Annotated in this window: 10 protein-coding genes and 1 tRNA gene; 7 read left to right on the top strand and 4 right to left on the bottom strand. The window is 54.8% G+C overall.

Annotation, left to right across the window (positions count from 1 at the left end; all coding sequences use genetic code 11):
• Positions 1–163: 163 nt before the first annotated feature.
• The 5 genes from ACP7AJ_RS13125 to pth all read left to right on the top strand — a co-directional run bounded on the left by ACP7AJ_RS13125 (position 164) and on the right by pth (position 3,994).
• Positions 164–236 (top strand) — tRNA-Gln (locus ACP7AJ_RS13125).
• Positions 237–382: 146 nt separating this feature from the next.
• Positions 383–1,309 (top strand): ribose-phosphate pyrophosphokinase, encoded by a 927-nt coding sequence (locus ACP7AJ_RS13120; protein ID WP_426060665.1) that lies wholly within the window; start codon positions 383–385, stop codon positions 1,307–1,309.
• Positions 1,310–1,554: 245 nt separating this feature from the next.
• Positions 1,555–2,616 (top strand): DUF6340 family protein, encoded by a 1,062-nt coding sequence (locus tag ACP7AJ_RS13115; protein ID WP_426060664.1) that lies wholly within the window; start codon positions 1,555–1,557, stop codon positions 2,614–2,616.
• A 103-nt stretch (positions 2,617–2,719) separates the two neighbouring features.
• On the top strand, positions 2,720–3,292 hold the full coding sequence (locus ACP7AJ_RS13110) for a 50S ribosomal protein L25/general stress protein Ctc (protein WP_426060663.1): 573 nt from the start codon (positions 2,720–2,722) through the stop codon (positions 3,290–3,292).
• Between the two features lie 135 nt (positions 3,293–3,427).
• Entirely contained in the window at positions 3,428–3,994 is a 567-nt protein-coding gene (gene pth, locus ACP7AJ_RS13105; RefSeq protein ID WP_426060662.1) for an aminoacyl-tRNA hydrolase, read from the top strand.
• Between the two features lie 77 nt (positions 3,995–4,071).
• On the opposite strand, the gene metG is transcribed toward pth, so the two are convergent.
• Complete coding sequence (gene metG / locus ACP7AJ_RS13100; protein ID WP_426060661.1) at positions 4,072–6,114, bottom strand: methionine--tRNA ligase; 2,043 nt, start codon at positions 6,112–6,114, stop codon at positions 4,072–4,074.
• Between the two features lie 231 nt (positions 6,115–6,345).
• On the opposite strand from metG, the gene ACP7AJ_RS13095 reads away from it, so the two are divergent.
• Complete coding sequence (locus tag ACP7AJ_RS13095; protein WP_426060660.1) at positions 6,346–7,101, top strand: hypothetical protein; 756 nt, start codon at positions 6,346–6,348, stop codon at positions 7,099–7,101.
• 127 nt (positions 7,102–7,228) lie between these two features.
• On the opposite strand, the gene ACP7AJ_RS13090 is transcribed toward ACP7AJ_RS13095, so the two are convergent.
• From ACP7AJ_RS13090 to msrB, 3 genes are all read right to left on the bottom strand, one after another.
• The gene (locus tag ACP7AJ_RS13090; RefSeq protein WP_426060659.1) at positions 7,229–7,615 is read right to left on the bottom strand and encodes a hypothetical protein; all 387 of its coding nucleotides are present in this window, start codon (positions 7,613–7,615) and stop codon (positions 7,229–7,231) included.
• An 86-nt stretch (positions 7,616–7,701) separates the two neighbouring features.
• Positions 7,702–8,493: a DUF3050 domain-containing protein gene (locus ACP7AJ_RS13085; protein WP_426060658.1), complete on the bottom strand. Its 792-nt coding sequence runs from the start codon at positions 8,491–8,493 to the stop codon at positions 7,702–7,704.
• 183 nt (positions 8,494–8,676) lie between these two features.
• Positions 8,677–9,228 carry a peptide-methionine (R)-S-oxide reductase MsrB gene (gene msrB, locus ACP7AJ_RS13080; protein ID WP_426060657.1) on the bottom strand — a complete coding sequence of 184 codons (552 nt, stop codon included), beginning with the start codon at positions 9,226–9,228 and terminating at the stop codon, positions 8,677–8,679.
• 239 nt (positions 9,229–9,467) lie between these two features.
• Here msrB and typA point away from each other — a divergent pair, with 239 nt between their 5' ends.
• Complete coding sequence (typA, locus tag ACP7AJ_RS13075; RefSeq protein ID WP_426060656.1) at positions 9,468–11,279, top strand: translational GTPase TypA; 1,812 nt, start codon at positions 9,468–9,470, stop codon at positions 11,277–11,279.
• The last annotated feature ends 54 nt before the right edge of the window (positions 11,280–11,333 follow it).

Genomic DNA, 11,333 nt, shown 5'->3' with positions numbered 1-11,333 from the left:
TGAGCCACATTACGCCGTGAAAGTCAGCAAGAAAAGATGATTTAGCCGGTTTATTTTCCCTGCTGCCACAATTTTCTCGCAAAAATTTTTCGATAAATACTTGCCTCGAATTTTTCCGGTAGTACATTTGCACTCCCAAACGGCACGTAGCCGGCTGGGAAATTGTCCGATGGTGTAACTGGCAACACGCTTGATTTTGATTCAAGAAAGTCCAGGTTCGAGCCCTGGTCGGACAACGACAAAGCTCTAGTAAACGCAAGGCGCTGGCTTCTCCAAACTTTCGGAGTGGTCAGCGCCTTTCGCTTTTTCCACTTAACTAGTTTGCTTGCCCTGGCCGTACCAAGCTTCCACCGCATCAACTCATTATTCAGCACCTTCCCCAATGAAACAGGTAAAAATATTCGCTGGTAGCGCCTCCGGTGCCCTCGCCGAAAGCATTGCAGCCGCTTACGGAACCACGCTCGGCGACTTAACTCTTCAGCGCTTCGCCGACAATGAAATGGGTCCAAGCTTCGACGAAAGTGTGCGCGGCTGCGAGGTATTTCTGGTGCAAAGCACCTTCCCCCCCGCCGAGCACCTCATGGAACTGATGCTGATGGTGGATGCCGCCAAGCGGGCTTCAGCTCACAAGGTGGTCATTGTGATGCCGTACATGGGCTATGCCCGCCAGGACCGCAAAGACAAGCCCCGCGTTAGCATCGGGGCCAAGGTGGTGGCCAACATCATCCAAAGCGTGGGCACCGACCGCCTGATGACCTGCGACCTGCACGCTGGTCAGATTCAGGGCTTCTTCGACATTCCCGTTGACCACCTCGACGGCGCCACCGTGCTGGCCCCCTACATCAGGTCGCTCAACCTGGAGAACCTGATTTTCGCTTCGCCCGACGTGGGCGGCGTAGTGCGCACCCGCGCCTTCGCCAAAAAGTTTGGGGCCGAGATTGTGGTCTGCGATAAGATGCGCGTGCGGGCCAACGAAATCGCCTCCATGCAAGTAATCGGCGATGTGAAGGGCATGAACGTAGTGTTCGTGGATGACATGATAGACACCGCTGGTACTATTTGCAAAGCTGCTGAGTTGGTAATGGAGCGGGGTGCCCTATCGGTGCGCGCCGTGGTAACCCACCCGCTGCTGAGCGGCCCGGCTCACGACCGCATCCGCGCTTCCTGCCTTACCGAATTGATTACGACCGACACCATCCCCCAGCGCCAGGAAAATGAGAAAGTCCGCGTGATTTCGCTGGCGCCGCTCTTTGCCCAGGCTATCCGCAACGTGGTAACGCACGAGAGCATCAGCTCGCTGTTTGTGTAGGCTTAGTTGCATTGCCCAAAATCGTCTGTCATGCTGAGCTTGCGAAGCATCTTACTACGCATGAGCTAATTATTCTCACGTGATAAGATGCTTCGCAAGCTCAGCATGACAGACGATTTTGTTTAAAAGGTGCTTCAACTGGACAGGCAATAAAGTAGTAAATAGAATAACCTTTTGCAAATATGAAAAAAGTTTGGCACGCATTTTCTTATGCGTTTTGAACCTTTTAACCTCTGCAAAAAGTTATGAAGCCCTTTCTACGCTTCGCTGGTATTGTGGCGGCAGTTTTCCTTTCCGCTTGCACCTCCACCATCCACATGCAGGCCCTGGCCCCGGCCGCCGTGCGCATGCCCGATGAGCTGCAGCGCATCGCTACCGCCAACCGCATTGTGCCAGCTTCGGGCCGCGATAAATTTTTCGATGTGCTCGAAGGAGCCTTCACGGGCGAAGGCATTGGAGTAGATAATGCTGGAGCACAAGAGAGCGTGATGGTGCTGGGCCAAGCCCTAGCCGAAAACAGCCCCCGCTTCAAGGTGACGCAGGCGCAGTTGCAGCTGCAAGGCCGCAGCCGCGAGTTTTTCCTAGAGCCGCTGCCGCCGTACTACGTGCAGAACCTGTGCCGCCAAACAGGCGTCGATGGTCTGGTAGTGCTCGAAGCCTTCGATTCGGACATGGAGCTCAAGCGCAATGATGGGGTGCGGGTGGTAAAAGACAAAGACAACTTAGAGCGCAAAGTGCCTTTTGTGCACGTTGACATGGTGATGAAAGTTGTATCCGGCTTCCGCACCTACGGCGGCGCCAAGGGATTTATCATCGACCAAGCCAAGTTGGAAGACCACCTAGCGTTTTCGGGCGAGGGCGATACTTATCAGCAGGCCTTGCGACACCTGCCGGCTCCAGATATCTGCATTCGGCAGGTGGCTAGGCTGGCGGGCGATAAGTATGCCCGCCGCATTGCTCCCTCCTACTTTACCCTGAGCCGCGAGTATTTTACCCGGGCCAAAAAGGACGCGGCTATGCGGCAGGCGGCCATCCGGGCTACGTCGGAAGACTGGGCCGGTGCCACGGCGTTGTGGCAGCAGGCCGCCACTAGCCGGCACCCCAAAATTGCCGGCCGCGCGTTCTACAACATGGCCGTGGCCAGCGAATTCGATGGCGACCTGAACGAGGCCATTGCCTGGGCCAAGAAATCGGCATACTCCTGCAACAACCGGGCGGCCCGGGCATACCTGCGCCAGCTGCAGCGCCGCCAGCAAGAGCAGTTCCTGATTGCCGAACAGTTGCAAAGCCTGCCCGTCAACAACTGATTGTTAGCCTGACGATTGTTATTCCAGGCAAGGCTACGTACCTTTGCGGCCCGTTTTGGCAAGGGTTGCCAAGACGGAAACATCATTCCCAAACCACTTCTTTATGAAAAGCCTCGAGATTGTAGGGTTTAAAAGAGCGAATCTCGGTAAAACTGAGGCCAAGGCATTGCGCCTAGACGCCCAGGTACCGTGCGTGTTGTATGGCGGCAAGGACACCGTGCACTTCTCTGTGCCCGCTATCCTGTTCCGCGAGTTGTTGTACACGCCTGAGGCACACATTGTGGACCTGAACGTGGAAGGCACTTTGTACAAGGCCATTGTACAGGACGCCCAGTTTCACCCCGTAAATGAAATGCTCCTCCACGTTGACTTCCTCGAGTTGGAAGCCGGCAAAGAGGTTAAGATGGACATCCCCGTTAAATACGTAGGCGTATCGCCCGGCGTATTGGCTGGCGGCAAACTGGTGAGCAAGCTGCGCAAAGTGCGCGTGCGCGCTACCATGGACAACCTCCCCGACTACGTGGAAGTGAACATCGGCACCATGGAGCTCGGTAAATCCATCAAGGTAGGTGCCGTGGAGCCCAAGGGCTACACCATCCTGACCAGCAAGGAGGCCCCTATCGCCACCATCACCATCCCACGTGCGCTGAAAGGCGAACTGGCTGCCAACAAGTAATTAGTACTTGGTCGAATCATTCTCGCATTCCGAGACTAATTCAGGCAAATACCAAAAAGCCGCTCCAATTTTGGGGCGGCTTTTTAGTTACCCCAAATTGCTTCGGGCATCCGCCCGACATTTCTTTTTGATAGTATGAAGTTTCTGGTTCTTTGCCTGGGCAACATTGGCCCCGAATACGCCGATACCCGCCACAACATTGGCTTCATGGTGGCGGATTTCTTGGCTGCTAAATTCGATGCGCCGCGTTTCGAAATAAGCCGCCACGCGTTTGTGACAGAGATTAAAAGCAAAGGCCACACGTATTCGCTGGTGAAGCCCACCACCTACATGAATCTGAGTGGCAAAGCTGCCGCCCACTGGCTGGCCACGCTGAAAATCCCCGTGGAAAACATGATTGTGGTTACCGACGACCTGGCTCTGCCCTTCGGCAAGCTGCGGCTAAAAGGCCAGGGCTCGGCCGGCGGGCATAATGGCTTAAAGGACATTCAAGCCACGCTGGGAACTGATGTGTATGCCCGCCTGCGGTTTGGCGTGGATGCTAATTTCCCAAAAGGCCGGCAGGTAGATTATGTACTAAATCCGTTTTCCGCAAATGAATTAATTGAGTTGCCAACCCGAATTGAAAAAGCAGCAGATGCGGTTTTAGCATTTGGTGCGATGGGATTGGAACGGGCGATGAACGTGGTAAACGTGAAGTAATTACTCATGAACAGTTGCATAAAAAAAAGCCCGGCCGCATTGTGCGGCTGGGCTTTTTTTTATGCAACTGTTCATGTTTAGACAACGCCGCTGCCGTTGCGTACAGTTGTGCTGGGCTGCATTAGCGCCAAGCTCCCATCCGCGTTTTCCGCCATCAGCAACATGCCTTGGCTTTGAATGCCTTTGATTTCGCGAGGGGCAAGATTAAGCAGTACCTGCACCTGCTGCCCAATTAGTGCCTCGGGAATAAAATGCTCAGCAATACCGCTCACAATAGTGCGATGCTCGAGGCCCAGGTCAATGGTCAGCTTCAGGAGCTTTTTGGTTTTTGCCACTTTCTCAGCTGCTACAATAGTGCCGATGCGCAAATCCATCTGCCCAAATTCGTCGAATGATACGTCGGCTTTGGCAGGCGTTACGGGTGTGCTGGCGAGCTGATTTTCCTTTTTGGTGTCGAGAAGCTTTTGTACTTGTGCTTCCACGGTAGCGTCTTCAATTTTGGCGAAAAGCAAGGCAGCTTCGCGCAACTCGTGGCCCTCGGGAAGCGCATCGGCCCGGCCGGCACTGGCCCAATTGCCTAAATCCAAATTGAGCATGGTGGCCAGCTTTTGCGCCGACTCGGGCAGGAAAGGCTCCAGTACGGGCGCGAGCGCGGCGGCTATTTGCAGCGCTACGTGCAACACGGTGCCGGTGCGGGCCACGTCGGTTTTGATAAGGTGCCAGGGCTGGGTCTCGGCTAGGTATTTATTACCCAACCGCGCCAAATTCAGCACTTCCGCCAACGCATCGCGAAAGCGGTAATTCTCAATTAACTCTCCGATTTTGGCCGGAAATTCTGCTAGCTGGGTAAAAGCGTCTTGGTCAATGGTTGTTACTTCGCCTAAGGCCGGCACTTTGCCTTCAAAGAATTTGTGCGTGAGCACGGCGGCGCGGTTTACAAAATTACCGAGCGTGGCAACTAATTCATTGTTGTTGCGCGCCTGGAAATCCTTCCAGGTAAAGTCATTATCCTTGGTTTCGGGCGCGTTGGCGCACAGCACGTAGCGTAGCACATCGGCTTGGCCGGGAAATTCGGCGAGGTATTCGTGCAGCCACACGGCCCAGTTGCGCGAGGTGCTGATTTTATCGCCTTCCAGGTTTAAAAACTCATTGGCGGGCACATTATCTGGCAGCACAAATTCGCCGTGCGCTTTCAGCATTACTGGAAAAATAATGCAGTGAAATACGATGTTGTCTTTGCCAATAAAATGCACCAATTTGGAATCGGCGTCTTTCCAGTACAACTCCCATTCATCGGGGAAAGCTTCTTTTGTAGCGGAGATATAACCAATGGGCGCATCAAACCAGACGTAAAGCACTTTACCTTCGGCGCCGGCCACGGGCACGGGCACGCCCCAATCGAGGTCACGCGTGACCGCACGCGGGTGCAGGCCCTGGTCTATCCACGATTTGCACTGGCCATACACGTTGGTTTTCCAATCGTTTTTGTGGCCTTCAATTATCCATTCGCGCAGCCAGGGCTCGTATTGGTCGAGGGGCAAAAACCAGTGCTTGGTATCGCGTAAAATAGGCTGCGCACCGCTGAGCATGCTACGCGGGTTTATTAATTCTGTGGGGCTAAGGGACGTGCCGCAACGCTCGCATTGGTCGCCGTAGGCATTTTCATTGCCGCAATTTGGGCAGGTGCCTACGATGTAGCGGTCGGCGAGAAATTGCTGGGCTTGCTCGTCGAAGTATTGTTGCGTGGTTTGCTCTATGAATTGCCCGGCGTTATTAAGCTTTGTAAAAAATTCGCTGGAAACCTCAGCGTGGGTAGCAGACGATGTGCGGGAATACACATCAAACGAGACGTTAAAATCGTGAAAAGAATCACGAATAAGCGCGTGGTATTTATCAACTACCTGCTGCGGCGTTACGCCCTCTTTTTGGGCCCGAATAGTAATTGGTACGCCGTGTTCATCTGAACCACAAATAAATTTTACATCACGCCCCGCAGAACGCAGGTAACGAACATAAATATCAGCAGGCAAATAAACTCCCGCCAAATGGCCAATATGTACGGGGCCATTAGCGTAAGGCAAAGCAGCGGTAACAGTGTAACGCTTAGGAAAATGCGACATAATTTACAAGAAGAAAAAGCCGTAGACACTACCTTGTTTCTTTACAAGAAGTCAATAATGTTACGGTTCGACGCAAAGAAACGACAGAAAAAAGACAGAAATTAATCAACAAAAAAACAGAGCAAACCGTTTGATACTTAATTCATTTTATATTTGACCGTGCTTAATTAATTGGGCTGCGCAAAAGGCAATATTATTCCGCCTTATCCTCTCCCTCAACCATTTTCTCAAATGAAAAAACCTGCTTCTCAAAAACAGTCGGAAAAACGCGCGAAACGCACGCCGGAAGAAAAGTCAGCTCGTAAATCAGCCAAAAAAGCTGGTCGCGCTGCAGCCGTTCTCAACGATGACCGCGCCGATAATAAGGCTAGCCAAAAGAAGACGCTTAAAACGGCTGCGAAGCAACTACAAAAGGAGCTAAACAACCGCATGAACGAAGTGGTGACTCGCATCCGCAAAGAAACGAAAGCGAAGTTGAAGGAAGTGGTGAAAGAGGCTACGCGCCGCCTCGACGGCGACACGGAGCGTATGTTTGAGCAAGCCCTGCAAACCATCGTCCGTCATTACGACTCGGTAGCGGGCAGCGCGGCCAGCACCGAGAATACAACGGAGAGCAGCGAAAATGGGGCAGACGCTGCAGCTTCTACCCGCGGCCGCAAGAAAGGCCTAACGCTGAACAAAGACGGCACTCCCCGCAAGTCCCGCGCCACCGGGGCTGACTCCGACGACGCCGATGATGCACCGGCCCCTACCACCCGCGGCCGCAAGCCCGGCACTGCCACCACAGGTGCCCGCCGTGGCCGCAAGCCCACGGCCACCGCTGATGGAGGCGCGGCCCCGGCTGCACGGCGTGGCCCGAAGCCTGGCACACCCGCTACCGGTGCCCGCCGCGGCCCTAAGCCCCGGGTACAGGCTGCCCCAGCGCCCGAAGCAACCGACGTCATGAACTCGGCCGACAGCCCTAGCACCGGCGAAGTAAGCGTCTAAGCTTTCGCATAAGCATTACCCAAATAAAAGCCCGCCCCCGTTCACTCGAGGGCGGGCTTTTACTTGAATACCCGTTTAGATTTTTCACAGGCTTGCGGACGGCTTCTGAGCCAAGAAGCCGGCTCTGCTACGGGCGACGAACGGGGGCTTCTACCGGCGGGTCGTAGCTGAGCCTTTCGATCCGAACTGCGGGCGGGGTATTATTCGGTAGGTCAGTATTGAGGTTTTCGATGCGCTTTTGCCGATTGATATCGGAAGCTTGGTTGCCTAGCCTCACCCGATTGAGGGTGGCATCGGGCACCGAAGAATTGGTACCGCTGCTGTTGTAAATGGCCCGGCGGTCGGCGTCGGTACGCACTTCGGTGGGCACATCGCTCGGGGCGGGGGCACCTACTCTGCTGGACGCAGCCGCGGGAGTCGCCCTTTCGCCCGATTGCTCTGAAGTGGTGCAGCCAGACAGCAGCAGGCCAATAGCCAGCGCCACAGAGCTGGGGGAAAAGCGAGAACGTATCATGACGAGTAAGGAAGAAAAGCTGCTAGAACAAGCTGCTTTTCTTCAAACGCGGGTAAGCGCCATGTGGTTCGCGCCACGGGCCTCCGCTAAGCCAAGACATGCTGGGGTTGGTCGGTTCTAATGCCGTCCCAGAGAACCATTCGGGCTTCCAGGCATTGCACCGTCACTTGCTGGCAATCAATCCAGCGGTCGGGGTCGTCGGCACACAATTCCCGCACCATTTGCTGGGCCAAGGGCGCGTGCACCTCCTCGTCGAGCTGAATGTGCCGGTCGAGGTAATAAGTAAACGTATCTAGCTGGCCGGGAAACCGGTCGCGCAGCTCTCCTACCAGTTGACGAAACATGGCCGGAATCAGGTCTTCGCGGCCAAAGGTGAAGGCAGCCGCCACAGCGTGCGGCTGCCCCGAACGAATGATGGCAAATGTGGTTTCGACAAACTGACGCACCGAATCGGGGACACGGGCGGCATCCAGGGCCTGTGTCAGGGTATGGCCAGCTTGCAGGGCGGCAATCAGCCGCTCAATGGGCTCCGTATCGGCGCCGCATTCCTTCATGGCCCTCAGATAAAGCTCGAAGTGACTGATTGGATTCCCTTCTGGGTCGACATCGGATTCTTCTTCGAGCACTATCTCGTTGACCAAGCGCCGCGTGGCCGGATTGGGCGTTGGCACCCACGGAACCCGCACGCAGGTCAGTTCGCGCTGCAAAGCCTTGAGCAGCGACATAAAGTCCCAAACGGCAAACACGTGGTGCTCCATAAATTGCCGCAAGTCAGACAGGGTCTGAAGGCGGTAATAGAGATTATTATTGAGCAACAGGTGGCGGCATTGTGCCACCTCCTGCTGTAGAAATTCGATGGGGTCTGAAACAGTATTCATAAATTGATGCAATTGAAATGAAATACTTTCAATAAATACTTTTCTTGCTCAAATTCTCTAGAGCTATTGAGATACTTAATAGAAGGCCATTTCAAAGCCTATCAGGCATAAACGGAAAGCCCCCTGACATGGATTGCCAGAGGGCCGATATTTGTGAATTTTCTTAGAAAATCACCAGCTTTTCTATTTTTTCTTCTCGAATACCAACGCATTGCCATCCATGCAGTAACGTTGGCCGGTGGGCTTGGGGCCGTCGTTGAAGACGTGACCGAGGTGCCCGCCACACTTGGCGCACACAATTTCATCGCGGCTCATGCCAAAGGTGTCGTCCGACGCCACTTTGACGCTGTTAGCGGTAGCTGGGGCAAAGAAACTGGGCCAGCCTGTGCCCGACTCAAACTTGGTGTCGGAATAAAAAAGCAGGTTGCCATCGGCGGCACAGTAGTAGCTGCCGGCGGCGTGGTTATCGTGGTATTTGCCGGTGAAAGGCCGCTCGGTGCCTTTTTCGCGCAGAATAAAATACTGGTCGGGGGTTAGGGCTTTCTTCCATTCGGCTTCGGTTTTGCGCACGGGAAACTCGTCGGGCTTGCCGGTCACGACCTGGGGCTGGAAATAGGTTTTGCCGGCTACAGTGCGGGCCGGAGCGGCATTATTTGCTGCCATGTCGCGCTTTTGCGAGCAAGCCGAATTCAGCGTGAGCGTGGAAATTACTACTAACAAGAGGGGAAAACGCATGTGCAGGGACGGGTTGAGGTACAAGTGTCCAACATACGAGGCAGGCCTGCGGTTCGGTCTTCTTATCAGACGAGAAACCACCGGGAACCTTACGCACCGGCTAATTGATTTAGGGCGACAAGCTTGGCCGCGCGACGGCCGGCGCGGCCCTGGCTTCGGCTGGGTGCTGATTAAGAGTTGAGTAAGCAAAGGCATTGCGCCTTTTTATCCGTACCTTTGCACCCGCAAAAACACAACACATGGCCCAGAACATTCGGAATATTGCCATCATCGCTCACGTTGACCATGGCAAGACTACCCTTGTGGATAAAATTATCCACGCATCTAAGATTTTCGACGCTCACCAGCAGTTCGACGACCTCATCCTCGACGACAACCCCCTGGAGCGGGAGCGCGGCATTACCATCGTTTCCAAGAACGTATCGGTTCGCTACAAAGACGTAAAAATCAACATCATCGACACCCCTGGTCACGCCGATTTCGGCGGCGAGGTAGAGCGCGTGTTGAAGCTGGCCGACGGCGTACTGCTGCTCGTGGACGCCTTTGAAGGCGCCATGCCGCAGACCCGTTTCGTGCTCGGCAAAGCCATCGACTTGGGCTTGAAGCCTATCGTGGTGGTAAACAAAGTAGACAAAGAGAACTGCCGTCCCGACGAGGTGCACGAGCAGGTATTCGACCTGATGTTCAACCTGGGCGCTTCGGAAGACCAACTCGACTTCGTGACGCTGTACGGCTCCTCGAAGCAGGGCTGGATGAGCACCGACTGGAAAGAGAAAACCGAAGACCTGATTCCGCTGCTCGACGCCGTTGTGGCTTCTATTCCTCCGGCTCCGGTATTGGAAGGCACGCCCCAGATGCAGATTACCTCGCTCGACTACTCGTCGTTCGTGGGCCGTATCGCCATTGGCCGGGTGCACCGCGGCACCTTGAAAGAGGGTGCCAACATGAGCCTGATGAAGGCTGATGGCAGCATCAAGAAAGTTAAAATCCGCGAGTTGCACATCTTCGAAGGCCTCGGCCGGGTGAAGGTAGACCAAGTGGAAAGCGGTGAAATCTGCGCCGTGTCGGGCATCGAAGGCTTTGACATTGGTGACACGCTGGCCGATGCCGAAAACCCCGAGGCACTCGAGCGCATCAGCATCGACGAGCCGACGATGAACATGCTGTTCACCATCAACAACTCGCCGTTCTTCGGCAAAGAAGGCAAGTTCGTGACCTCGCGTCACCTGCGTGACCGTCTGTTCAAGGAGACTGAGAAGAACCTCGCCCTGCGTGTGGAAGCCACCGACAAAGAGGACACTTTCCTCGTGTTCGGCCGCGGCATTCTTCACTTGTCGGTACTCATCGAGACCATGCGTCGCGAGGGCTACGAGCTGCAAGTGGGCCAGCCCCAGGTTATTTTCAAGGAAGACGACAACGGCAAGCGCCTTGAGCCGATGGAATTGCTCGTGGTGGACGTGCCCGAGGAAACCGCCGGCAAGGTGATTGAGCTGGTGAGCATGCGCAAGGGCGAAATGACCATCATGGAGCCCAAAGGCGACCTGCAGCACTTGGAATTCCGCATTCCGTCGCGTGGTCTTATCGGACTGCGTAACAACGTGCTGACGGCTACCGGTGGTGAAGCCATCATGAACCACCGCTTCATCGACTTCGAAGAGCACAAAGGTGTAATTCCCGGCCGCATCGCGGGTTCGCTGATTTCGCTGGAAACCGGCCCCGGCACGGCTTACACCATCGACAAAATGCAGGACCGCGGCTCGTTCTTCGTGGACCCAGGCGAGGAAGTGTACGCTGGCCAGGTTATCGGCGAGCACACCCGCCCGAACGACTTGACCATCAACATCCAGAAGGGCAAGAAGCTGACCAACATGCGTGCCTCGGGTACGGATGACAACGCCAAGATTGTTCCCAAGCGTCAGTTCTCGCTGGAAGAAGCCATGGAATACATCCAGAAGGATGAGTACCTGGAAGTAACGCCGAAGTCGGTGCGCATGCGCAAGATTCTGCTCGACGAAAACGAGCGTCTGCGCTACGCCAAGACGGCGGAATAGTTTGCTGACAGCAATTGTGTAAAAAAGGCGCGGCATTAGTCGCGCCTTTTTTAA

This window comes from Hymenobacter sp. B1770 (assembly GCF_049896385.1).
Taxonomy (GTDB): Bacteria; Bacteroidota; Bacteroidia; order Cytophagales; family Hymenobacteraceae; genus Hymenobacter.
Note: the sequence above shows the minus strand (reverse complement) of the source record. Positions and strands in the feature narration are given on the sequence as shown.